This is a genomic window from uncultured Rhodococcus sp. (assembly GCF_963525155.1).
In the GTDB taxonomy this organism is placed as follows: Bacteria; Actinomycetota; Actinomycetes; order Mycobacteriales; family Mycobacteriaceae; genus Rhodococcus_F; species Rhodococcus_F qingshengii.
In genome coordinates, this window is sequence record NZ_CAURKP010000005.1 from 71,361 (window position 1) to 96,579 (window position 25,219).

Here is a 25,219-nt window from a genome sequence, read left to right on the forward strand (position 1 = left end):
CATGGCAATCATGCTCGGAATGCTGGCGTTGTTCTACGCCGGAGTGCTCTTCATTCTCTATGCGACTCAGCAGAAGACGAAGCCGACGTTCGAGGAATACTCGGTCGGCGGCCGTAGCTACGGCCCGTGGTACGTGGCCATGTGCTACGTGAACTCCTGGTGGCCGGGCGCGGTATTCATCGCTTTCTTCGGGATGGCTGCGGGTGCAGGAGTTTTCGGATTCTACGGCCTCGCCTACTCCAGTCTCGGTGTCGCGATGATGTACTTCATGGCTACAAGAGCGTGGCGATGGGGTGCCCGATACAACCTTCGATCACAGCCGGATCTTCTTGGCTTGCGGTTTAATTCACGTTCGGTGAAGATGATCGCCAGTCTCATCGGAATCGTCTCGGTCTTCCCGTGGGTGGTTCTCGGAATGCAGGCACTGGGGGAGGTATTTCAATACGCGAGTGAGGGTCGATGGTCGGTGACCACCTGCCTGCTTGTCGGGTTGGCGCTGATCCTGATCCGTCAGTACTGGACAGTGAAGATGGGCATGCGTGGGTTGATCATGACCGATGCGTTCCAAGGGATCGTCGCGTACGTGATTGCAGCACTTGTATGTCTGGTCTTGTTGTCCGGCGTCGCCGGCGGCCCGATCAGCATGAATGCGCTGGCGCAGGTCCCAATCGAATTCCTGCGGGTGCCCGGCGACGGCGACGCTTACGGTCCGTTCTACCTCTTCAGCCTGATCTTCACCGGCGTAGTCGGATCGTTGTGCTGGCCGATGAGTTTCCAACGGATCTACACCGCGTCGGGAGTCCGTGCAGTAAAAGCGGGGACTATACGTACCGTGTTGATCTCGAGTGTGTTCTACACGCTGTTGATGTTGTTGGGTATCGCCGCATCTCAGATGCCGGAGGTCATCGCAAACCCGCAGGCTGCATGGTTCACGATCATGGAGTCGTACGGGGGAACCTGGCTACTCGGTCTGGGTGTGACAATGGTGTTCGCGGCGTCGATGGGCCACATCGACGGAAGTGTCCAAGTGTGTGGTCTGCAAATTGCGAACGATCTCGTCAACTCCGACAAGCGCAAACTTTCGGATTCGGCACTTACCGTGGTCGCAAAAGTCAGCATGGTGGGGTTCATGGCATTGGCCGGAGTGGTGGCCTACGTAACGTACGACATGACTCGGTTGCAGCTCCTTGCACAAATCTCCTACCAGGGCGTAGTCCAGTTGGCCGTTCCGCTCTTCTTCGGAATCTTCTGGCGGGGTGGCAACAAGTACGGGGCAGTTTCGGGCATGCTGTCGGGTTTCGGGATTGCATTGGTGTTGACCTTCATCTACCCGGATGACATCGCCGGACTTGGCTCACTGACCGGCGGTGTAGTCGGAATGGCCGTCAATCTCATCGTGTTCCTGGTCGTCTCCGCTTTGACCGGCATCTCGGCGGCTGAGCGAACTCGGGTGGAAGAGATGTTCGATATCGCCGCTCGTTCGGTTGTTTCGAATCATGTCTCCAAGGTGGAGGATTCCTCGGTGAGGGTAACGAATGTCTGATTTCCTCGCAGACTTCGACGCGATGTCGAGATTCGGCGCCACCGAGGGAGGTGGAGTGGAACGTCAAGCCGCAAGCGCGGCGGACGGGCAGACCAGAGACTGGTTTCGTATCTGGTTGACGGAGAATGGTTTCGATTGCCGCGTCGACGCAGTGGGCAACCTTTTCGGCTCCCTCGAGTGGATCGAAGGCGCTTCGCACATCTTGGTCGGCTCGCACCTCGACAGTCAGCCGAAGGCAGGTCGCTTCGACGGAGCCTTCGGCGTTCTTGCCGGGGCGCATGCTGCCGCCGCTGTCGCCGAACGAGTCGCTGCCGGAAGTATCACACCGTCCTTCAACCTCACGGTCGTCGACTGGTTCAACGAGGAGGGATGCAGATTCAGCCCCAGCTTGATGGGCAGTGGGGTTTTCACCGGGAAGTTCGCGGCGGGTGAGGTCCTCGACACCGTCGATTCGGACGGTCGGACGGTCCGCGGCGCACTCAGTGATATCGGCTACCTGGGTTCGGACGAGCCGCCGGAGTGCAGTGCGTACGCAGAAATCCACATCGAGCAAGGGCGAGTCCTGGAAGAGAAAGGGATCTCGATCGGCGTGGTCACCGCCAACTGGGCAGTACGCAAGTATCTCGTCCGAGTTCGCGGCGAACAGGCACACACCGGTGCGACGTTGATCGAAGACCGTAGGGATGCGCTCCTCGGCGCAGCACAGATGATCGTCGCGGTTCGTGAAGTGGCGTCGGCGTTCCCTGCGGGGGCTGTTCTCACATCGATCGGAAGATTGACCGTCCAACCGAACTCACCCGTTGTGGTGGCGTCCGACGTAGTCATGTCAGTGGATATCCGGTCAAGTGAGGAAGCGGCTCTCGACAAGGCTCATGAGCTGTTCCTGCAGGCGAAAGCTGATATCGAGGCGCTGGGCGAAGTCTCCGTCGACATCGAATCGGGTTCGCTGCGCCCCAGCACCTCCTACGATCTCGCCGGTATCGAGCTGTCCGAGTCGGTTGCCGGCGGATTGGGTCTGAGCGCCCGGAGAATGCTCACCAGAGCAGGACACGATTCGATCAATCTCAAAGACCTGGTGCCGACGGTGATGCTATTCGTGCCCAGCGTCGGCGGCATCTCGCACGCGGAGAACGAATACACCAAACCCGAAGATCTGTTGGCTGGACTGAACATGTTGACGGGTGTGCTCGAACGGCTTGTAGTAGAAGGATTGTCGTCGGAACAGGAGCAATCGTGATTGACAAGGTACTTCCGCAGAACATGTCGTCGCTCGTTGAGGGGTACCGAACTGGTGAGTTCACGCCCGTGGATTCATTGAGTGCAACTCTCGCGTTGATCGACGCTGTGAATCCGTCGATCAACGCTATGGCGATGGTCGACGTGGACGGCGCCCGATCAGCGGCCGCAAAATCGGCGGCACGATGGGCGACCGGCACCCCGTTGAGCAGTCTCGACGGAGTCCCGGTCACCATCAAGGACAGCGTCAATGCAGTCGGTATGCCGTGGCGTCACGGGAGCGCAGCGCACTCGGATGTTCCTGATGCCGAGAGTGATTCACCGCCCGCGGCGCGATTGAAGGAGGCAGGCGCCGTCATCGTGGGCAAAACGACGATGCCGGACTTCGGCATGATGGCCGCCGGCGTCAGTTCGCTGTACGGCATCGTTCGCAATCCCTGGGATCTCTCACGCAACACCGGTGGCTCCAGTGCCGGAGCAGGTGCGAGCCTTGCGGCGGGCATCGGATATGCCGCGGTGGGCACGGACATCGCCGGCTCGGTGCGATTGCCGGCTGGACACTGTGGGTTGGTCGCACTCAAACCAACGCAGGGGAGGATTCCGCACTTACCGTCTTCGATGATGCGCTCACCGGGTCCGATGGCCAGGACGGTGGACGAGGTGGTCGACATGTACCGGGCCATCGCGCGCCCTGACAGCCGTGACGCCTGGTCACTCCCAGCGCAGTCCATCGACGAATCCCGCTGGGAGACAGAGGTGAGAGGTCTGAGAATCGGCGTGATGACAGGAATGGGCTACGGATACGAAGCAGAACCCGCGGTCGTTGCCGTGGTGGATGCTGCTGCGCAAATGCTCGCGGCGGCGGGGGCAAAGGTGACGAGGGTGACCCCGCCGTTCGAGTCCGATCCCTATGCACCACTGGATCGATTGTTTCAGGTTCGCGCCCGGGCGGAGTGGGAGTCGATACCTGAGGAACGGAGAGCGGAAGTGATTGCTGCAGTGTCCGAGTGGGCTGAACCGGCGTCGCTCGCGAGCGCTACCGACTATTCACGCGATCTGGACGCGGTGAACACGGCACAGGCACGACTCCAACGGCATCTCGAGCCGTACGACTTCGTGATCAGCCCGGTCATTCCGGTGGTGGGGTTTGACGCAGATACGGTCGGTCTCGACCCCGAACGGCCCTTGGCGCATTGCAGTTTCACAGCGTGGTTCAACCAGACCGGGCAGCCGGCGTCGACGGTGTGTTTCGGAATGGTCGACGGTTGCCCAGTCGGGGTGCAGATCGTCGGATCACGTTTTGCGGACATTGATGTTCTCGCGATGACCAAATGGCTCGAGGACAGGCGGCCTTTCGACATGACGTGGCCTGACGTCACGCTACGTGTATCCGGAGGTGTCCGATGACTGACATCAAACAGCTTGTTCAACAGGAATTGTCGGCAGGTGGGCTGTTTCTCGATACCGAAGTAAGACTGGACGCTGGATCGCCGGTCATGGCCAGCCCGAGTTGGTGGGGCGCCGACTCCGATCATTGGATCGTCGATGACGCAACGCCGAATTCGGTTGGCAGTGACCGGTTCTTCGTCAAAGTGATGCAGCAGCATTCGCTAGAGTACGTCGACGTCGGAGCGTCATTCCGCGCTGCGGTCGCAGCGGGACTAGCGGGTATCGGTCCTCGAGTCCGCCACTCGAATGCCGCAACAGGAGTGCTGGTGATGGACGATCTAGGGCAGATGGCATCGACGGCGACTCTTGATCTCTTCGATGACGTCGAGGCGATCGAACGTCTGGTGCATCTGCGACGGGCAGTCCACGCGCTGCCTCCGTTCACGCGAACATCAACGGTCTTCGAAGATCTCGATGCTGCCTTGCTCATCGCGCAGCACGCCGGTTCGTCACTGCCAGTTGACCTCGACTGGATGCTTCGGGCCTTGGATCCTGCCCGAACACGAATAGCGAGCAGTGGATTCGACGCTGTTCCGTGTCACGGCGACGGCAATGTGTCGAATGTGCTGGTCGTGGAAGAAGGCGCATCGTTGAGATTGGTCGATTGGGATTGCGCGGCGATGATGGATCCGCTGCAGGATCTCGGCGTATTACTCGCGGAGTTGGCTCCTTCCGATCTCGAGGCGCGCCCTGTCTTCGAAATGTACTGGGGAGAATGGGATTCAAGCCTGTTCGATCGTAGTCGCATATACGGGATTGCGGATTCGTTGAAGTGGGGTCTCATCGGCTCCTTTGTCGATGTGATTCGACCGGGAACATTGGAGTACTCGAAGTTCGCAGACTGGCAATTCCTACGTGCTCGAATCGGTTTGCGCGATCCGCATTTCGACGACCGAGTCCGAAACCTGTGAGGCAAGGATGACCATGACCGAGAACACTCAGCAACCTGACCTGACGCACTGCATGGCCGACGAGCGTGTGTGTGGTACTGCTCGAACGGATTTCGAGAGAGGCGTCGAAGAGGCCTTGGCTTCGATCGCAGACTGGCGCGGACGAGAGATCCGATACGCGCCGGTGCACGGTGGCCTGCAGAACAGTAATTGGCGAATCACTGTCGAGGGCATCGACCGCCGGTACTTCTTGAAGATTCCCGGTGCCGGGAGCGAGTCGTTTGTCGATCGCGTTGCGGCGAACGAGGCCGCGATGCTGGCGGGTTCGCTGGGAATAGCTCCGGAGATGATCCTGTTCGATCATCGGACGGGAATCGAGGTGATCGAGTACATGGAAGGGTATCGCGGCTGCACAAACGGAGATCTCAAGCGTCCGGAGATCGCGTTGCAGATCGTCGACCTGTATCGGACACTGCACTCGGCCCCGCTGATGTCCCTGACGAAGACGATTTTCGACATGATCGACGAGCATCTCGATCAAGCGCGCGAACACGGCGTGATGCTTCCTGGGGACTTCGCCCTGATCGAGCGTGAGTATTACACCGCAAAGTCTGCCTTGTTGGCTTCCGGTCTGGATCTGGTTCCGTGCCATAACGATCCGATGCCGGGAAACTTCCTGTATTCGGAAGGGCATCCGCTCAAACTTGTCGACTACGAATTCGCAGCCAACAACGACAGAGCGTATGAGCTGGCGATTTTCGTCACCGAAATGTTCTTCGACGAGCGCCGGACGTTGGAACTGATAGACGCCTTTTACGGAAGCAGCGAGTGGTCCGTCGTGTCGCGTGTTCACTTGTTCGGGGCGTTGGCAGATGTCAAATGGGGCCTGTGGGGATGCATCAACAATCGACTCAATTCGGGTTGGGATTTCGACTATCACAAGTACGGAGTGTGGAAACTGATGCGTGCTCGCGCGAAGATGTCCGATCCGAGATGGGCCTTGTGGCTCGACTCGGTGTGAACGGCGCGGTTGGCCAGCCTATTTCGTATACCCACTTCGGAGGAATTGATGACGGCTCACTTTCGCGATGCGAGAACATCACGTGTCTCGCCACTCGACGCAAACGGTTACGTGCCCGAAAACGCTGCAGGACTCGACGCGCGGACACGAGATCTCATCAGGCGTAGAGCAGATGTTCTCGGCCCGGCATCGCCGTTGATGTATCGAAATCCGGTGGAAATCGTTCGAGCACAGGGACTTCGGCTCTACGATCGTGACGGTACGTCGTACCTCGACATGTACAACAATGTCGCGAGCGTGGGACACTCGCACCCCAAGGTCGTCGACGCCGTGCGTAGACAGATCGCTGAATTGAACACTCACACAAGATATCTGAACGAGGAAATTGTCCGGTACGCCGAAGATCTGGTGTCCACGTTTCCGAGTCAGCTCTCCACTGTGATGTTCACCTGTACGGGATCGGAGGCAAACGATCTTGCCCTGCGCATCGCGAGGGAAGCCACCGGGAATACCGGTGTCATCGTCACCGAAAATGCTTATCACGGAGGCACGATCAACATTGCCGCGTGCTCACCGTCGATGGGTTCCGCTGATTCGGGCGATGAACCATGGGTCCGTGTCGTGCCTTTGCCTGATCCTCGTGTCGTAGCGGACATCGACCGAGAATCCTGGTTCGCTGACCGTGTCAGAGAGTGCATCGACGGACTGAACCGCGACGGCATCGGTGTAGCCGCACTACTAGTCGACACGATATTTGCTTCCGACGGAGTATTGACCGACTCGTTCCTCACAACGGCTGTCGATCAGGTGCACCAAGCGGGTGGTCTGTTCATCGCGGACGAGGTGCAGCCGGGCTTCGGTCGGCTGGGGTCCGGTATGTGGGGGTTCGCGAGGCATGGGGTCGTCGCAGATATCGCCACCCTCGGAAAACCGATGGCCGGTGGCGTACCTCTCGCCGGGGTGGTGCTTGGTGACAATTTGGTCGAGCTGACGGCGGGCGAGCTTCGGTACTTCAACACGTTCGGTGGGAATGCCGTGTCGATTGCTGCGGCGCAGGCGGTGCTCGACGTGATTCGGGGAGAAGAGCTGATCGAGAATGCAGCAGTGATGGGGGCTCGTTTGACCGATGGGTTGCGGACGTCTGCACACCGCGACCCGCGCGTGGGTGCGATCCGTGGAGCTGGGTTGTTCGTTGGGGTAGACGTGGTCGATGCGGATTCGGGCGAGCCAGATCCGTCCGGTGCGCTCGACATTGTCAACGGATTGCGTGCACACGGTGTGTTGATCTCGGCGACAGGCAGACACGGCAATGTTCTGAAGATTCGGCCACCGCTCCCGATTTCGGCCTCGGATGTCGACGAGTTCCTCACGCGGTTCGAGATGGTGTTGGTGGCGTAACGGAGGGTCGACGCGCGTTCGGGCAGATTCTGGAACAGTGGTAACCGGCGACCACAAGGAGGCGTGAGATGGCAGACGGAACTGACGACGTCTTTGTCGTGGCGTCGGTGACCGAACGGCGAACGCTCATCTCCACCCGAGTGAGGGAGTGGTGTGCGGCGGGAACCGTCGAGTCGAACCGGCCGGAGTTGTCCGATGATGTCGCGCTGCTGATTGCCGGGGGGTATGGGGACGAGTCGACGCGATCAATCCTGGCGAACCGGCGCAGCGTCGGACGTTCGTTCCCGGAGATCGGCGGCTTCTCGGAGTTGCGGTATCTCACCGACGAGCTGGCCCGCACCAGGCGTCGACTGCTCGCGACTCGCATCGGCCCGGTTCAGGTTGTCCTCGAACGACGGGTGCAGGCGCTCGAGAAGCGCGTTCAGTCGATGCGATCGGCGATCGTGCATTCCAATCGTCACTTCGCGAGCAGTGTCCGTGCCATCCGCAAGGACCGGCGCGACGGCCTGCATCTCGACGTCGAGCAACGCGAGGCTCTCTTTGCCGGGCTCACCCGTACACCGGTTCCTGCCAAGCTGCCGGTGGGGCTCGGTGTCGTGGCCAGCAGTGGAAACGCAGCACTCGACAAACTCGCCGCCCAGTTCGGGAAGGTCCAGGGAACCGGTGTCATCGCCGATGCAGGAAGGCGCATCGCGGAAGTCCTCGACGGACTGGTCGATTCAGAACCCGAGGGACGCGCCGGTGAGTACGACGCCTTGCTTTACCTCGCCGGGAATCTGTTCGATCGGATCGAAAGCTCCAGCGCGTGGCATTCCGACCACTTCGTCATTCAACGCAACCAACTCGACCTGGCCGACGAGATCACCCAGATCGCGGTCGACACCGTCGCGCTGCGTTCGATTCTTGCGGAGTTGGACGACGCGGCTGCACTGGCACGCGACGAGGGAACCCGAGCCGGAATCGCTTCGCGCAGGGAAGCGCTCGGCGCGGTCTGGGACCAGCTGGTCGAGCGCGTGGCGGCCCTCGCGCGGATCGGTGACCTGGTCGCACGGGCCGAGGATCAGTTGAGTTCGCAGCGCGCGGTTGCGCATGCAGCGAGCCTCGACAGCCGGATCGACGACCTACTTGCGCGCTCCGGCTCACGTGAACTTTCGGCTGCAAACACGCACTACGTCGGGGATCAATTCGACGGTGTGGAAGAGCTGATGTTCGCTCACCGGGCGGCGCTTTACGGGGACATTGCACTGCTGACCTCTGGGAACGAGCGTCGGGCGCCGTAGTCAGGCCGTCGCCGGAGCTGTAAGGTCGGGGGTACTGACCGGCCACACGATCGAAGTAAAGGCCGGGATTTCGCTCAATGCTCGACCCCGATGCCGATCCGGTGATGCGGGCGTACCCGCTCGAGACAGGTCGATCATGGAAGACACCGCAAGCCGCGGCATCAATGCGTTCATTTCCGAAGCTACGCAGCGTGGGGGCAAGGCTGTCCGTCTCACGCACTCACGTCGTAATCCCGTCGAGGTGACGGGCGCTGACGGTGTCAGCCGAATCGTCCGCGTGCGTTCCAAGCTCGACGGTGACTGGCAGGCCAGGCGTCAGGACGAGTCGCTCGAGAGTGACGACACCCGCTCCGAGTTCTGGGTGTTCGTCGACCTGGCAGCAGACCCGCACGAGTTCTACATGTTGCCCTCCAACGAGGTCGCCGACGACATCCGTGCCGAGGTCGACCTGTGGATCATGGACAGCCCCGGACGTAATCGCACCGGCCATCACGCGATTCCGCGTGGGCGCGTCGTGCACGGTCACGATCGTTGGGATGCGCTGGGCTTGGCCGCGGTCAAGGATCCGAGCATTTACGTCGAGACCCCGGTTGCGACCAAGCGTAAGACGTCGCCGGTCGCCGCGAAGAAGCGTCGCGCCAGCGGTGTCGAGGAGATCGAAGTCGTCGACAATCGCCTCGAGATGACAGCCGATTGCCACGGATATCGCTGGGTCGGGCGCTTCGACGAAACCACTGAGGTCGTCGAGATCATGCGCGGACCGATGGAAGGCCGCCGATTCCCTGATCCGACCGCGGCCGCAAATGCCGTCACCGGTCACATCTCAGGCGACACCGAGAGCCATGACGGTTGGTCGTTCTGGACGATCAACAACACGGCCCTCGGCGCTCATCTCAAAACTGCCTGATCTCAGGCTCCGACTGCCGCCGACACCCGTTCGAGAGTGTCCAGTTCGTTCGACGAGAGCACCAGATTCGGGGCGTCCAGTAGCGCCGGGAGCTGCTCGGGCCGGCTGACGCTCGCGATCGGTGCGGTGATGCCCGGTCGAGTCAGCAGCCAGGCCAGCGCGACGGTCGAGATCTCGCTGTCGTGTGCCTGCGCGATTGTCGCCAGTTCCGCGACGACGTCGAGTCCGGCGTCGCTGAAGTATCCGGCGGTCAGTCGTTCGCGGGAGCTGCCTTCGATGTCCGCGCGGGTCTTGTATTTTCCGGTCAGGAAGCCGGAAGCGAGAGCGAAGTACGGGAAGACGCTGATGTTGTTGTCGGTGGCGATCTGGGCAAGTTCGGGTTCGTACGACTTGCGGTGAACCAGGTTGTAGTGCGGTTGCAGGGCGATCGGCGCGGCGTAACCGTTCTCTTCGGTGATTCGCAGCCACTCCCGGACGCGATCGGGGCTGTAGTTGGAGATTCCGAGATAGCGAACCTTGCCCGCGACGACCAACGCATTGAAGGCTTCGAGAGTTTCCTCGAGCGGAGTCTGCGGGTCGTCGAAATGCGCGTAGTACAGATCGATGCAGTCCGTCTGCAGGCGCTGCAGCGACGCCTCAGCTGCGGCCGCGATGTTGTCGGCCTTCAGGCCCTTGAAATCGGGATGGCTACCCACCTTGGTGGCGACGACGATGTCGTTCTGCAGTCCCCGATCGGTGATCCATTTCCCGATGATCGTTTCGGATTCCCCACCGGAATTGCCGGGAGCCGACGCCGTGTACGAGTCGGAGGTGTCGATGAAATTTGCACCGGCTTCGGCGAACGAGTCGAGGATCTCGAAGGACGTCTTCTCGTCCGCGGTCCATCCGAAAGGGTTGCCGCCCAAGCTGAGTCGGAAGATGTCGAGATCCGAATTTCCGATGATCGCCACTGTGTGGAACTCCCGTCGATGAAGGTGGTCGCTGCATCCCGCACCGTACCCTCTCACGGCGCTGGCGATGGCGCGCCCTCGCCAGGTTCGCCGAAAAATGTATCGGATCGTGATTGCCGCCGTCCGTGTTGGGTATGGCCTCAAATACTGAATTCTTCGATGGACTGCTGATAGGAGCGTCCGATGATGATTGTGGACGAAGCCACCCGCGTCGTTCGTGGTGTGGCAGACGCAACGACGACGGTGGCCGGAGCCGTCGGCGGTGGAGTGATCGGTGGAGTGACGGGCGGGATACGTGGATCGGCGGAGGGTGTCCGAGACGGAATTCGTGCGGGTAGTTCCTCGACGCCGACGGCGGTTCTCACGATGGCGGCCGTGGGTGCGGCGGGATTGGTGGAATGGCCGGTGCTCTTGGCAGTCGGCGGCACGGCCCTGGTACTCCACGAATGGGATCGCAAGAGCGGTCGGCCGGATCGCCAGGTCAAGGCGGTTGGCCGCACGAGCAAGCCGGAACAGGTAAAGAAGGAATCGAGCGGAAACTCCCACAAGGCGGCCGGCCGGTCACACGATCGAACTCACAGTTCTTCGCACACTCGATCCACTCACTGATGTTCTCAGCGATGGCCCGGCGTGCGGTGTCGGTGGCAACTTTGCCGCCGCGCCTGGCGTTGTCGGGACTCGCGTTGGTGGGCGGTTCGACGATTCCGCGAACCGCTGTCAGTGACGTGGCGTTGCGGACCGGCACCCTCGCGTTGGCGGGTGTGGGGATGATTCCTGCAGCAGCGGGATCGATATTCGGTGCCCCGCGAATGCCGGGTTCCGCCTATGTCTCGGCGGCGGTGTCGGCGATCAATTATCAACCCCGGGTGCGTCGGCGAATCGAACAGCGCCTTGGCCGTTCGCTCACCGACTTCGCATTGGAGTCGGCGACGTCGTTCGCGGATGTTCTGACCTATGCGCCTGCGTCATTGGGCGTGGATTTCTGGCTGCGGACGATGCTGCTGCGCGAAACTCTGGCGGCGCGAAGCTCTCGGCGTGTGGGGCCACTCGAACCTGGCGGTCGCGGTTCTTCCGTGAGGCCTGAACCGAGTGGCTCAGGTGAGCGTTACGCAGACAGGATCGCAGGGGTTCAGTTGGTGGCCGGGGCTGCACTGGCTACCGTCTCTGCCGGCGGCGACACCGTCGCGTCCAGTATCAAGGTTTCGGCGCCGCGGCCGCTTCGGATGTCGCGCGAATCATTCGCTGCTGGTGTGTCATACGGTCTGTGTCGGACGCACCACACCGCCGTTTCGGACTCTGCGGCTCTACGCATGCTCGATCGTATTGACACCGTCCTCGTCGATCCGAGCGTCCTCTTCGACGACTCGCTCCGGGTTTCCGACATACGAGAGGTGGCCGAGTCGGATCGCGTCGCAGTGTGGGAACAAGCCAGGAAAGCTCTGAACGACGGAACTGTCGGAGTGGGAAGGCACCGCATCGGCGGCGCCGAAGTGGTCGTGCGACCCGTGCGAAAAGGTCTGGCGGAAACACTGATAGGCGAAATACGTGCGGCCGGGGTCGCAGCCGTCACGATCGACGACGACGGGCTCGGATCACTGCGAAGTGGATTCGACGAGCTCTATCCGGCGCAATCGACTGCCGAAGCCGGCCTGCGCGAGGCTCTCTCGGCGTTGGTGGCCGAGGGTCGGACAGTTGCGATCGTGTCGAGTAGGGCGATAGCGGGGCAGGCAGTGCTACGCATCGGGATTTCACCACCGAGTGGCGAGCACGTGAGTGCCGACATCCACACCGACTTGGCCGGGGCGTGGCGGGTTGTCCATGCGCTCCCGGCTGCTCGAACAGCGACGAGGCGCGGTGTCGAACTCTCCTCAGGTTCTTCGGCATTGGGTGCCTTGATCATGCTTCCGGGAGTTCGAGGGGCAGGGCCGGGGCCGGTCACAGCTGGTTCGGCCGCGGGACTGTGGACCGGATACACCCTGTCCCGATCTGTGATTCAAGCGCCCGTCCCTGTCGGTACTCCGAGCGATACCTGGCATGAGATGGACGGTGATGCTGTCGTTCGCGAACTATCCGAATCCATCCGACATACACCGCACCGTGCGGAAGCTCGTGTGCGAGCGCCCGCACGGTTCAGGTTGATCCGTGACGGATTGTCGGCGTTGCGAACAGAATTGGCGGATCCACTGACGCCTGTGTTGGCGACCGGCTCCGCTGCCAGTGCAGTCCTCGGTTCACCGGTAGACGCCGTCCTGGTCGGCTCGGTCTTGGTCGGCAATGCCGCGATGTCCGCTGTTCAACGGCTTCATTCGGAGCGGGCGGTGCAGCGGCTCTTGCGGACTCAGGAACCGGTAGCTCGGCGAGTAACCAACGACGGCACGGTCGAGACAGCGGCCGACGCGCTCGAACTCGGTGACGTCGTGGCAATCGAGTCCGGGGACATCGTGCCCGCAGATTGTCGCCTGTTGAGCGTCGAATCGCTGGAAGTCGACGAGTCGTCGTTGACGGGAGAGTCCCTGCCCGTCGACAAGCAGACCGACCCGACCCCTGGGATGCCACTGGCCGAGCGACGGTGCATGGCCTACGCAGGGACAACAGTGCTTGCCGGATCCGGTCGTGGCGTGGTCACGGCCATCGGAGCCCGAACGGTGACCAGGCGTGCCGATGTCGGTGTGTCCCGATCCGGACCTGCTGTGGGCCTGACCAACAGACTTCGCGAACTCACGAGGGCGACTCTGCCGGCCAGTATCGGCGGTGGGGCGTTGGTGACAGTCGCGGGTCTGCTTCGTGGTACCGGTCTGCGCCGCGCCGTCACCGGAGGTGTGGCCGTGGCTGTGGCTGCCGTGCCGGAGGGGCTGCCTCTGGTTGCCACTCTGGCTCAGCAGGCCGCAGCGCGAAGGCTCACTGCAGCAGGAGTGTTGGTTCGTGCGCCACGATCGATAGAAGCGCTCGGTCGTGTCGACGTGGTCTGCTTCGACAAGACCGGAACCCTCAGCGAGAACAAGCTACGGGTGGCCGCGGTCGAACGCGTCGACGGCTGGGACGAAAGCGAGATTCTGGAAGTTGCGGCGCGCAGTGCCCTGGGAAGTCGCGACGATCGCGTGTTTCATTCGACGGATGCCGCCGTCGTCGATGCAGCCCAGCAAGCTCTGGACGACGCTTCGGTTTTCGGTGACGTCGAGGCGAACAACCTCGTTCCGTTCAGGTCGGGGCGGCCGTACTCGGCAGCTTTGCTCGGCAGGCGGATCGCACTCAAAGGTTCGCCGGAATTCGTGACCGAAGCAGGACGAGATCCGACTGCTGTGTCGGCGAAGCACGTTCAAAGCATGGCCGGACGCGGACTGCGGGTGGTTGCCGTCGCCCAGCGCGAGTTGTCGGAACACGACGCGCGACGCGCAGGCGAAGACTCGCAATTTCTCGAACAGTGTTGCTCCGAGGGGTTGGAAGCGGTCGGCCTTCTCGGACTCTCGGACACGCTCAGACCCGAAGCAACGCAACTTGTTCGAGAACTTCGAGGCGACGGACGGCAAGTGCGCGTGCTGACCGGGGATCATCCGACAACAGCGGCCGCGGTCGCCACCGAACTGGGGTTGGACGTCGCACGCGAGGATGTTGTCACCGGTCCTGACTGGGAGAACTTCTCTCGCGCCGAAAGACGGGATGCGGTCCGCGGCAGCAGCGTCTTTGCGCGCGTGACACCCGAGCAGAAGGTCGAGATCGTGCAAGCGTTGGAGACCGACGGGCGGGTGTGCGCCATGGTCGGTGACGGCGCGAACGATGCTGCGGCGATCCGAGTTTCCAGCGTGGGAATCGGGGTGGCGTCGACCGACAGTGATCCGGCGCGCGGCGCCGCAGACATCGTGCTCCTCGACGGCCGTGTCGGCGGACTGACCGACGCATTGGACGAGGGCAGTCAATTGTGGCGGCGGGTCAGATCAGCGGTAGGGGTTTTGCTCGGAGGCAACGCGGGTGAAGTCGCATTCGCGCTGATCGGTTCTGCGTTGTCCGGCGAATCACCGCTCAACGCAAGGCAGTTGCTACTGGTCAATCTGATGACGGACGCCTTGCCCGCTGCTGCGCTTGCGGTGAGCACCCCGTCCGAGAACGGATCCGAGAAGTCCGAACAGATGGACGCTCATGCGCTGTGGCAGACGATCGCTGTCCGCGGCGGTGCCACGGCAATCGGTGCGCTGGCAGCGTGGCTTCTGGCCCGGGCGAGCGGTAGGAGGCGGCGAGCGTCGACGGTGGCGTTGGTTGCCCTGGTGGGCACCCAACTGGGGCAGACGCTGCTCGAATCGCGCAGCCCGATGGTGGTCGCAACCGTTGCCGGATCCGCTGCGGCGCTGGCGACGCTCGTCAGCACACCCGTGGTGAGCCAATTTCTCGGTTGCACGCCGCTTGGTCCCATCGCCTGGGGCCAAGCGGTGGGCTGCGCGTCGGCGGCGACGCTGCTCGCGGCGCTGGCCCCGCGGGCGTTGGAGCGGATTACCGCAACTGAGGAGAACGCGAACGGTCAGTCGACGATTCGCAAGATCCCGACGCGAAGGAGCACTGCGTACACCTCCCGAACCGGGGGAGTCAGCGCCCGCGACAGCGTGGAAATCAGCGACGTGGAAATCAAAGAAGCGGAAACCGGTGAATCGGACACGCTTGTGAGCGTCGCTGCTGGAAGTGACACGTCGCCGAACTCCCGGGCGACCCGAGATGAATCCTGAGGAATCGTGACATGTCCCAGAACACCGTCGACCACACGAACCCCGTCGATCACCGCGCGGTAGTCGAATCCGTCCGTTCGGCACGGAGCTTCGAGTTGGAGCTACCGATCGTCGGTGCCATCCCTGTTCCGAGACCCGAGCAGATCGCCTACTTTGCGGTGATGGGACTGATGGTCGCCTTCGAGATCATCGAGTGGCCCGTGGCAGTCACCATTGCAGCCGGGCATCTGCTCGCAACGGAGCAGCACAATCACGTCCTCGAAGAGATCGGAGAGGCGCTCGAGGGCGTCTGACGCAGGCGCTGCCTGGACACAAATCGAGCGGCCCCGCATTTCGCGGGACCGCTCGACGTGCGGAGAAACTTACTGCGCGAGTGCGCGCTTCATGCCGCGTTCGACTGCTGCGATGATCTGCGGACGCAGTTCTGCGGCAGGGACGATCTCATCCACCGAGCCGACCTCTCGGGCCCGCTGGATGTTGTGGATCGCTTCGAATTCGGATGCCACTTCGCCGAGCTTGTCGGAGCGGACGGCGATGCGCTGAGCGTTCAGTTCTACGCGCAGATGTGCTTTCTCCGTGTCATCCTTGGCTGCTGCCAAGTCTGCCTCCAGTTGCTGCACCTTCGGGTCGTTGTTGGTGCGGGTGTTCACCTCACGGGTGAAGACCACTGCGGCGGCGGGGGCGCCGCCGAGTACCGACGCGAACGAGCCTTCGACAGCAAGAACTTCCATGTTGTCGTTGAGCGCACCGGAGAACACGACGAACGCGCCGCCGTGGTAGCGGGAGACGACGCAGAACACGATCGGTCCGTCGAAGTTGACGATGGCGCGACCGATCTCGGCGCCGTATTCGAGCTGGATGTTGCGCAGCGACTCCGGGGAACCGTCGAAGCCGGAGAGGTTGGCCAGCACCACGATCGGACGGTTGCCGCTCGCAGCGTTGATGGCGCGGGCCGTTTTCTTCGACGAGTTCGGGAACAGCGTTCCCGACGTCCAAGTGTCGGGTCCGTCGGCGGGGAAGTGACCCTTACGCGGGATCGCGCGGGATTCGATGCCCACCACTGTGACCGGATGTCCGGCGAGGTGCGCGTCCAGAACGACCGAGGTGTCGGCGCCGGCCATGTCGGCCCAACGCTCGAGAACCGAGTGGTCCTGGTCGACCACCGACCGCATCACGGTGCGAATATCGAAGGGCTTCTTGCGATCCGGGTTTTTCGCCGAGGAGAAGATGTCGCCGACCGTCTCGAAGTCGCTCGACGGGTGAGTGTGCGGGAAGCTACGCACGTCGCGATCGACGGGGTCCGACGTCGCTGCGCGGCGCGGGAACCGTTCGCCGGGAGCGAGGTACGAGTGTGCGTAGTGGCGGAACAGGATCTCGCACGCCGCAGTGAGGTCGGGGGCCCAGTACTGCGCCTGGCCGTTGGGGCCCATGACGCGGTCGTAACCACCGATACCGAAGTTGTCCTCGGCCGACACGCCACCGGAGTAGTCGAGAGACTGCTTGCCGGTCAGCACCATCGCGCTGTCCGGGGTCATCACCAGAATGCCCTTGGTGTGCATCAACATGGTGGCTTCGGCGTTCCAGTAGGGCTGAGCGCCGACGTTGATTCCCGTGACGACGATGTTGATCTCGCCGCCGTTCTGGGTGAAGGTGATGATCCGGCGCAGGCCACGGGAGACCCAGTCCATGTTCTCGGTGCCGCTCTCCATCGAGATGGTGGCACCCGAGGACAGTGCGAACCACTCGACCGGAGCGTTCAACTTCTCGGCCAGGTCGATGGCAGCGACCACGCGTGAGCATTCGGCCTCGGCCACGGTACCGAGCGCCTTGGTGGGGTCACCGAAGAGCGCGACACGGGTCATTCCCTCGGGATAACGCGGCGTCGGAGTGTTCACGAGGCCGACGACGATGCCGGCCTTGTTGAGTCCGTACGGACGCTCGACGGGTGACAGGACGCCCGCTTCGTCGAAGTCGTGCTCGACGAAGGTGCCCTTGGTGCCGGTCAGGAGCGGAATCAACTCGTACGGGTACACAGTTCCACGTGCCCGCGAACTCTGGACCTTCTGGGCGTACGCGTCGAGGGGGAGCAGCGGTTCGGTAGGCGGCGTGGTCTTGTTGATGACCACACCAGCACCTGCGCGGTAGGAGAAGCGCAGCGCAACTTCCTTGGGCGCGCCGCCCTTTCGGTCCTTCAGGCGGGTGATGAGTGTGATCTCTTCGAGCCCGGCGCCGACGGTCAGTCGGGCTGCGTTCTGGGCGATCACGGAGAAGCGCTCGCTGGGAACGTCGGCGACCGGCCACACGTAGAGCACGACGCGGTTGGCTGCGAGTCGACGCTTGTCGCCGCGCTGGGACTGCGCACGGCGGATGCCGTCGAGGCACGCGGCAAGTGTGCGCTCGATGGCCGGAAGCGCAACCATCTGACCTTCGTCGTCGAGCTGCGGTGTCACGTCACGGATTTCCGCGAGAGCGATCAGGCGCTCGTCCTTCGGGTTCTCCTTGGCGGAGAGGTGGAACAGGTAAGTGTTCTCCGGAGCCGGCAGACGCTTGCCGTTGAAGTTCTTCAGACGCCACATGTCCAGACGCTGACCCGTGAGCGGATGCATGTCGCGGATGATGTGGTCCTCGACCAGTTCGCCGTCGACGGGGCGGAAGGTGACCCACCGGACCGGATCCCCGTTCGGGTTGCAGATGATCACCGTCGCGCGGCGAGACCGTGTGATCGTCTCGTTGCGCGAGAGTTCGGTGCGCAGCGTCTCGACGAGCGCGTCGCCGTCGGCGGGCTGATCAGGCCAGTCGAGGTAGATGTCGACTACCAGCCCGCGACCGGATGGAGCATCCTGCGCGATCGTGGCGACATCGTCGAGAGCCGTACCGAGAGCGTCGAATTCGGCCACCGTCGAGACCAGATGCAGCCCGTCGCCCTTGAGGTCGAAGTTACCGGTTACGAAACGGCGGTCGACGTGCTCGAAAACGCGGACGTCCTCGAACGAGTGAATCTTGTAGTAGCGACGCGTGATGACCTCGAGCAGAGGGCCGCCATCGCGGTTGCCGAGGCCGATCTTTCGACCCAACAGGTCCAGGAGCGGTTCGGGGGTGGCGACGAGGTTGGCGATTCGCTCGTCGAAATCGGCAGCGTCCGGCTGCTCTTCGAGGTAGGCGAGGTTGCCGCGTACTCCGTCGTAGACGTCTTCGCGAACCTTGCGGATGCGCGGCTCGTCGAAGAACCGGAAGCGAAGGTTGCGGGCGACGTCGCCGATGACGGGGTAGCGTACCTGCGTCGCGACAATGAGTCGATCGAGAACCTCGTTGAGCTCCTGAGCCGAGCAACCGGGAGCCTTGTCGCCGACGAGCCAGCCTTCGAGAAGTGCTGCAATGACCGGGATCTGGGCTTCCATGCGCTGCAGAGCCAGGAAGAGTCGGTACACCGCTTCCTCGACGGCCTGGCGATCTTCCAGATCGGTGACGTCGTAGTGGCGAAGTGCCCGTTCGAGTCTCGTGCGGAACGACGCCGGCAAACCTTCGCGCTCGGAGTCGAGTGAGTGCAGGAAGGTGTGGAAGTGCTCGCGGGGGCTGTGGACGGATTCGTCCTTCGCGGACTCACCCGAGGTGGGCTTGTTGCGCGAGAGTTCGCAGATGTCGGCGAAGGTGGTCAGCACAGCCAGTTCGGCCTGTACCAGTTCGCGGTCCTCGGATTCGAGTGCGCTGCGAAGTGCGTCGTACTCGGCCAGAACAGCGTTTGCGTGCTTACCGCTGACGTCGTAGCCACTGATCATCGCGGTCAGTGCTTCGAGCTGTGCCAACGCGTCGTCGCGGGCGTCGGAACCGGAAGTTGCTGCCGGAAGATCGAATTGGACTCGCGGAGCCTTCTCCGTGACAGCTTCCTCGCTGACCTGGTCGACGCGCAGGAGCGGCGCGCCGGCATCGACCTGAGAGTTGACGGTAGCGAGAACTTCACGCACCTTGCCCGCGTACGGTGCGCGAACTGCGGTCTCCATCTTCATGGATTCGAGTACGACCAGGGTGGAGCCGGCTTCGACGTCGTCGCCGACCGCGACCGGTACAGCCACCACGACGGCGGGAGCCGGTGCGCGGACCACTCCGGCGTCGTCCTGGCTGATCTGGTGGCTGATGCCGTCGACCTCGACGAGATAGCGAGCCGGGCTCACGACGGAAACGACGTGGAAGCGCCGATCACCGATCACCAGCCGTGACTCGAAGTCGCCGAGACGATCGACGTCGACCTCGATGTCGCCGGCGTCTCCGTCGACGCGGTAGCGGTGCGGGCCGATACGACCGACGGTCAGTTTGTATGCCTGACCTTGGTAGTTGAGCTCGACGGTACGGCCGATCGCGTGATTGGCGCGTGGGCGGCCGCCACGTGCCGAGGCGAGGAAGGCCGCGCGCTCGAGGGACTCCTCGGCGTCGTAAGCATCGATGGCGGTGGCGATCAGCGCGACGTCCGCGCGGCGGGTGGTGCCGGTGAGGGTGCCCGTGCGGTCGAGCCAGCCGGTATCCGCGGATGCCGAGATGACCTCGTCGCGATCGAGTAGATCGAGGAGGAACGACTTGGTTGTAGTGCCGCCGTCGAGTACGACGGTGGTTTCACGAAGGGCAGTGCGCAGACGCGCAAGCGCCTCGGAGCGGTTGCGGCCCCACGCGATGACCTTCGCGACCATCGAGTCGTAGTCGGGCGGAATGACGTCCCCGGCAGCGATGCCGGTGTCGACCCGGATGCCGGAGCCGAGCGGGAACTTGAGGAGCTGAACGGTGCCGGGTGCCGGCGCGAAATCGTTGTCGGCGTCTTCGGCGTTGAGGCGGGCTTCGACAGCGTGGCCGAATGCGGGCGGGCAGTCACCGACCAATTCGTCACCACTGGCGACCAGGATCTGCAGTTTGACGAGGTCGATTCCGGTGGTGACCTCGGTGATCGGGTGCTCGACCTGCAAGCGGGTGTTGACCTCGAGGAACGTGAAGAGCTTGTTCTCGGGCTGGTAGAGGTATTCGACCGTGCCTGCGCCCTGGTATCCGGCTGCCTTGACCAGTTCGGCGGACACCTTCTTGAGGTGGTCAGACTGTTCTTCGGTCAGGACGGGGGAGGAGGATTCTTCGATGACCTTCTGGTTGCGACGCTGAATCGAGCAGTCGCGAACGCCCGGAGCCCAGACATTGCCGTGGTTGTCGGCGATGACCTGTACCTCGACGTGGCGTGCATCGGTGACAAGGCGTTCGAGGAAGACGACGGGGTCGCCGAAGGACCGCTCTGCTTCGCCCTGCGTGCGCTCGAGTGCAACTTCGAGTTCGTCTTCGGCCCAGACCTTGCGGATACCGCGTCCGCCGCCGCCGCTTCGGGCCTTGATGATCAGGGGATATCCGATGGACTGAGCATGACGACGAGCGTCGGCGCGCGTTTCGACCGGTCCGCCGCTCCACGGGGCGACCGGTACGCCGACCTTCTCGGCCAGGATCTTGGCGGCAACCTTGTCGCCGAGCAGGCGCATCGCGTCGGCGCTCGGGCCGATGAACGTGATGCCCAGTTTCGCGACGATCTCCGCGAAGGCGGGATCCTCGGCCACGAAGCCCCAGCCGACCCAGACTGCGTCGGCCTTGGCTGCGAGCAGTGCTCGCTCGAGTTCGGCGTAGTCGAGGTACGGGCTACCGGTGCCGGTGCTGCGCAGGGTCACGCCCTCATCGGCCTGGCGGACGAACATGGCGCGGCGCTCGGCCTCGGTGTGCAGTGCAATGACGCGAATGCCGTAGTCGTGTTCGGCGTTCAGTTCGCGTACAGCCCTGATCAGCCGGACCGCGGCCTCACCTCGATTGACCACTGCGATTCGTTTGAACATTGTCACTGCCACCGTCCTTGATGAGATTCTTCGTCACGTACGTTGCGATATGAGCCGACCGTGTCCCACATACCCGGATTCCCCGGTTCGTGAACTACGCCGCGATGCGCTGTGTTTCCCCCGGTTGCGCGTCGGCAAGTGATTGCCCTTCCGGTTCGTCGAGTCCCCTGCGCTGAAGCACTGTGTGCACCGAAGCGCTGTGTGCGCTGAGACACTGTGTGCCTTGTGCGCCACCCTGCAGGCGTGGACTCAGAACCGCTCCAATCACGAATCAGCAACATATTGTGTCTGCTTCCAGGGAATCCCTGGTTTATCTAAGAATGCAGTATGTCGACGCTCATGTCACCTGGGCGAATTGAAGAATATTAGTCAACGTGAACCACGGTTACACATATGGCGTTAAATCACTGCGGTGCAATGGAATTCGGACTTGTGACACGGATCACGATGGTAATGTAATCGGCAAGAAAGTGAATACTCACTGGTAACAAAATCGCATATTCGGAGAATTCTCTGGGTTGCTCGATTATTACTGATCGGTACTACTGGCGAGTATTTTTTATGTCCGGTCGGACCGTATTCGAGAAATCGCGTTCGATGGTTGCGATGTGCTTTGCAATCGCGTCGAGTCCTGAGGGAGGGAGGTGCAATCCGTTGCCGAGAGCAAGTGAAGTCCGCTTGAAGTGCTCCACGAGTGGTTCGTATTTCGTGACCAGCCTCAGCCTGTCGGTCTCGCTCAGGTACTTCACGCTTCCCGCGTTGTCGACGAAGTCGCTGAACTTCACGAGGAATACTGCGGGATCCGCTATCGCGCGGATGACGTGATCCTGATATCCGGCGGTGGTGTTGTCGCATGGGTAGTCGATTGGATTGGTCACTGCCTCAACAAGTTCGGAGATTCTGTGGCCGAAGCGCGACGCGATGAGTGTGGACGCACGTTCCTGCGCTTCGGATGCGGACATGTCGTCTGCAGTCTGGCCACCGAGGAGCGCGATGACGGCGTGTGGTCGGTCCTCGACCGTGTCGTGAAGCGCGGTTGCGCTCAGGATCTCGACATCGGAGCACCCGTACCGAAGCAGCCGCAATACATTTCGTAGGGGATGAACGATGTAGGGATCCTCGTCGGACTTGATCCCGTTCTTTCTGAACTGATCGAGGTGCGCAAGGGTCGCGACCTCCATGGCGAGCCGTAGGGTTTCACCCGGGATCGCCAGCTCGTCGACGGCGCTCTCGATGGCGAAGACCAGCGTTGCAGCGTCCATCTCCTTCAGGGGCAACTGGTCGAATGCAGACCTGATCGGGTCGGAGTTGCTCATGCCAAATAGCCTTCCGGTTGGTGAGGCGTCGCGACGAATGTCCTGGTGCAGATCTGCAATCGAGCCCTGATTGACGCCGGAAATACAGGTCGAGGTCAGAATCATCTTGATTCTATCCGGCGACTACGACAGCAAGTGTTCCTAGCGTTGTCATAGAGGTGTGCGGGGAGGTTCGTTCGCCTCCATCACAGGCAAATAGGGCAGGAAGAGGTTCGATGACCACGGAGGCGACCCTGGCGTCGTTTGTCGAGACAGTTGACACGGATGTCGACACCCATCCGCTGGACGATCCTGTGCGACAAGGACTTCGCGGACATCATGCGCAATTCGCTCGCTGGGCAGGGAGAGTTGCGCGATACGACCCGACGGTCGCGCCGTTTGTCGGTCATCCGCCCGAGTTGGACGCCGAGGACTGGGAGAACCTACTCACACTCGTAGGTCCTGGCGGCACAGTAGGTTTGCGAGGATTTGATCACCGCCCGCCGGAAGGGTGGCGCGTTGTGGATCAGTTCGGCTCGGTGCAGATGGACGGATCCGCACTCGAAGTCTCCGTTGATCCGTCGGTCGAACTTCTCGGAACGGGCGACGTTCCCGAAATTCTGGCATTGATCGAGCGCACCAAGCCAGGACCGTTTCTTCCTCGTACCGTCGAGATGGGCAGTTACTACGGCATTCGCGTCGACGGAAGACTTGTTGCCATGGCGGGGGAGCGGTTGCACCCTCCGGGATGGACGGAAATCAGTGCGGTGTGCACTGACAGCGACTTTCGGGGTCGAGGCCTGGGTACGACGCTGATCCGTGCCGTCGCTGCCGGGATTCGCGAGCGCGGCGAGCTGCCATTTCTCCATGCAGTGCAATCGAATACGAATGCGATCAGACTCTACGAATCACTGGGGTTCGTTCTCCGGAAGAGATCCAGGTTGACTGCGGTGCAGGCGCCTGCCTGATCGAATTCTCGCCGACGCCTGTGTTTCGGGCGCTCGGCCACTAGTCTGAACAAATGACAGTCGATCAGGCGTTGGACAGTGATTTCCTCACTCTTGCCGATCCGTACCGCCGCGAGTTGCTGGCGCACTGCTATCGCATGATGGGGTCGATTCACGACGCCGAGGACCAGGTCCAGGAGACGTTCATCCGGGCTTGGCGCGGGTTCGACGGTTACAAGGGCCAGTCATCTCTCAGGACCTGGCTCTACCGCATCGCGACGAATACCTGCCTGACCGCGCTGGAGGGGAGATCGAGGCGTCCCCTCCCGACCGGCCTCGGCGCACCTAGTTCGGACCCGGCCGACGATTTGATCGAGCGCAACGAGATTGCCTGGTTGGAACCGATCGCCGATTCTGCGTTGGGCGACGTCAATGATCCGGCCGTCATGGTCGTCAATCGCGATTCGGTCAGGCTCGCGCTTGTTGCCGCTTTGCAGCACTTGTCCGCGCGCCAACGTGCGGTTCTGGTTCTACGTGACGTTCTGCAGTGGAAGGCGTCGGAAGTTGCGGAGGCGCTGGACACCACAACCACTGCGGTAAACAGCCTGCTGCAGCGGGCTCGCGCGCAGATCAATCACATCGGACCCACCGAGGACGATCTCGTGGAACCGACTACCGAGGCTGCCCGGAAGTTGCTTCGCGACTACGTGCACAGCTTCGAGAGCTACGACGTCGAGGCCATCGTCGAACTGTTCACGCGCGAAGCCATCTGGGAGATGCCTCCGTTCGAGGGTTGGTACCAGGGCCCCGAGGCAATCGGGCAACTCATCGGAACCAAATGCCCGGCCGACGGACCAGGAGCGATGCGCCTACTTCCGACCGCTGCGAACGGTCAGCCGGCGTTCGGCCTCTACATGCGCGAGCCCGATGGTGTTCACCGCGCTTTCCAGTTGCACGTTCTCGATGTCACCGAGTCCGGGATCTCGCACGTCACGTGTTTCTTCGATCTGAGTCTGTTCGCACGGTTCGGATTGCCTGCCGAGCTGTAGGGGTCCTGCCGAGTTGTAGGGGTAAGGAGTTGCGCGAGCCCTCCGGTATGGAGGGACCCGCGCGACTGCTCGTTACTGCTGTTGCTGTGCGTTACTGCTGGGGAACAGTCGCAGCCGGGTCCATCCACATGACCTCCCAGACGTGATTGTCGAGGTCGCGGAATGCGCGTCCGTACATGAAGCCGTGATCCTGGGGTTCCATCCACTTGCTGCCGCCGGCAGCAATCGCAGAGTCGACGAAGGTGTCGACTTCCTCCCTGCTGTCGGCCGACACACACATCAGTGCTTCACGAGCTTTCGACGTGTCACAGATGTCGTCGGCGATGAAGTCTCCGAAACGCGGTTCGTTCAGGAACATGACGGTGGCGGAATCGCTGACGATCATCGAGACAGTGTTCTCGTCACTGAACATGTCGTTGAACTCGAAGCCGAGGCCACTGAAGAATGCACGGGTAGCGGCGACGTCCTTGACCGGCATGTTGACGAAGAGAAGACGAGACATTGGGTGCTCCTTGAACTCGGTTGACTGATTACTGAACGCTTCGGTTCCTGTTGGTTCCTGCTCATACAGACCGCAGTGGGCGCAGAAAGTCATCGCGAGAAGCAAAAATTCGAGAAAAGTATCGCCTGTTAACCGGCGCCAGTGCTCTGACCTGGCGATTTGGTGTTGTGTTGATCTTCGCGTAACTTTGTCCA

At 62.1% G+C, this 25,219-nt stretch carries 17 protein-coding genes; 13 read left to right on the forward strand and 4 right to left on the reverse strand.

The genetic code is table 11. The features are described 5' to 3' along the window. The first annotated feature begins 1 nt into the window (after window position 1). The 8 genes from RWT78_RS02375 (at window position 2) to RWT78_RS02410 (ending at window position 9,724) form a co-directional block, all read left to right on the forward strand. The gene (locus RWT78_RS02375) at window positions 2-1,543 is read left to right on the forward strand and encodes a sodium:solute symporter (protein ID WP_042450328.1); all 1,542 of its coding nucleotides are present in this window, start codon (window positions 2-4) and stop codon (window positions 1,541-1,543) included. Beyond that, window positions 1,536-2,780 (forward strand): M20 family metallo-hydrolase, encoded by a 1,245-nt coding sequence (locus RWT78_RS02380; protein ID WP_314673524.1) that lies wholly within the window; start codon window positions 1,536-1,538, stop codon window positions 2,778-2,780. The genes RWT78_RS02375 and RWT78_RS02380 overlap by 8 nt, the downstream gene beginning before the upstream one ends. Continuing rightward, window positions 2,777-4,186, forward strand: a complete 1,410-nt coding sequence (locus tag RWT78_RS02385) for an amidase (protein ID WP_314673526.1) — start codon at window positions 2,777-2,779, stop codon at window positions 4,184-4,186. Before RWT78_RS02380 ends, RWT78_RS02385 begins: the two co-directional genes overlap by 4 nt. Further along, window positions 4,183-5,139, forward strand: coding sequence for a phosphotransferase (locus RWT78_RS02390; protein WP_314673527.1), 957 nt, complete (start codon window positions 4,183-4,185; stop codon window positions 5,137-5,139). Before RWT78_RS02385 ends, RWT78_RS02390 begins: the two co-directional genes overlap by 4 nt. A 13-nt stretch (window positions 5,140-5,152) precedes the next feature. Further along, window positions 5,153-6,139: a choline/ethanolamine kinase family protein gene (locus RWT78_RS02395; RefSeq protein ID WP_231915236.1), complete on the forward strand. Its 987-nt coding sequence runs from the start codon at window positions 5,153-5,155 to the stop codon at window positions 6,137-6,139. Window positions 6,140-6,187: 48 nt separating this feature from the next. After that, window positions 6,188-7,537 (forward strand): aspartate aminotransferase family protein, encoded by a 1,350-nt coding sequence (locus RWT78_RS02400; RefSeq protein WP_054781664.1) that lies wholly within the window; start codon window positions 6,188-6,190, stop codon window positions 7,535-7,537. A 68-nt stretch (window positions 7,538-7,605) separates the two neighbouring features. After that, complete coding sequence (locus tag RWT78_RS02405; protein ID WP_054781663.1) at window positions 7,606-8,817, forward strand: hypothetical protein; 1,212 nt, start codon at window positions 7,606-7,608, stop codon at window positions 8,815-8,817. A gap of 136 nt (window positions 8,818-8,953) precedes the next feature. Continuing rightward, window positions 8,954-9,724, forward strand: a complete 771-nt coding sequence (locus tag RWT78_RS02410; protein ID WP_003945109.1) for a hypothetical protein — start codon at window positions 8,954-8,956, stop codon at window positions 9,722-9,724. A 2-nt stretch (window positions 9,725-9,726) separates the two neighbouring features. On the opposite strand, the gene RWT78_RS02415 is transcribed toward RWT78_RS02410, so the two are convergent. Beyond that, complete coding sequence (locus RWT78_RS02415; protein WP_007732210.1) at window positions 9,727-10,674, reverse strand: aldo/keto reductase; 948 nt, start codon at window positions 10,672-10,674, stop codon at window positions 9,727-9,729. Between the two features lie 183 nt (window positions 10,675-10,857). Between RWT78_RS02415 and RWT78_RS02420 the strand changes: the two genes are divergently transcribed. The 3 genes from RWT78_RS02420 to RWT78_RS02430 are packed head-to-tail and all read left to right on the forward strand — an operon-like array spanning window position 10,858 to window position 15,679. Next, window positions 10,858-11,283: a hypothetical protein gene (locus RWT78_RS02420; RefSeq protein WP_314673535.1), complete on the forward strand. Its 426-nt coding sequence runs from the start codon at window positions 10,858-10,860 to the stop codon at window positions 11,281-11,283. Continuing rightward, entirely contained in the window at window positions 11,283-15,386 is a 4,104-nt protein-coding gene (locus tag RWT78_RS02425) for a cation-translocating P-type ATPase (RefSeq protein WP_314673537.1), read from the forward strand. The genes RWT78_RS02420 and RWT78_RS02425 overlap by 1 nt, the downstream gene beginning before the upstream one ends. A gap of 11 nt (window positions 15,387-15,397) precedes the next feature. Further along, window positions 15,398-15,679 carry a hypothetical protein gene (locus RWT78_RS02430; protein WP_030536904.1) on the forward strand — a complete coding sequence of 94 codons (282 nt, stop codon included), beginning with the start codon at window positions 15,398-15,400 and terminating at the stop codon, window positions 15,677-15,679. Window positions 15,680-15,748: 69 nt separating this feature from the next. Here RWT78_RS02430 and RWT78_RS02435 read toward each other — a convergent pair whose 3' ends face one another. Together RWT78_RS02435 and RWT78_RS02440 are read right to left on the reverse strand one after the other, a co-directional pair. Next, complete coding sequence (locus RWT78_RS02435; RefSeq protein ID WP_314673545.1) at window positions 15,749-21,232, reverse strand: carboxyl transferase domain-containing protein; 5,484 nt, start codon at window positions 21,230-21,232, stop codon at window positions 15,749-15,751. Between the two features lie 542 nt (window positions 21,233-21,774). Next, window positions 21,775-22,548, reverse strand: coding sequence for a hypothetical protein (locus RWT78_RS02440; protein WP_314673540.1), 774 nt, complete (start codon window positions 22,546-22,548; stop codon window positions 21,775-21,777). A gap of 215 nt (window positions 22,549-22,763) precedes the next feature. Here RWT78_RS02440 and RWT78_RS02445 point away from each other — a divergent pair, with 215 nt between their 5' ends. Together RWT78_RS02445 and RWT78_RS02450 are read left to right on the forward strand one after the other, a co-directional pair. Beyond that, window positions 22,764-23,495, forward strand: a complete 732-nt coding sequence (locus RWT78_RS02445; RefSeq protein ID WP_003945124.1) for a GNAT family N-acetyltransferase — start codon at window positions 22,764-22,766, stop codon at window positions 23,493-23,495. A 53-nt stretch (window positions 23,496-23,548) separates the two neighbouring features. Beyond that, window positions 23,549-24,523, forward strand: a complete 975-nt coding sequence (locus RWT78_RS02450; protein WP_003945115.1) for a sigma-70 family RNA polymerase sigma factor — start codon at window positions 23,549-23,551, stop codon at window positions 24,521-24,523. Window positions 24,524-24,614: 91 nt separating this feature from the next. On the opposite strand, the gene RWT78_RS02455 is transcribed toward RWT78_RS02450, so the two are convergent. After that, window positions 24,615-25,025 carry a VOC family protein gene (locus RWT78_RS02455; protein ID WP_314673543.1) on the reverse strand — a complete coding sequence of 137 codons (411 nt, stop codon included), beginning with the start codon at window positions 25,023-25,025 and terminating at the stop codon, window positions 24,615-24,617. Window positions 25,026-25,219 lie beyond the last annotated feature (194 nt).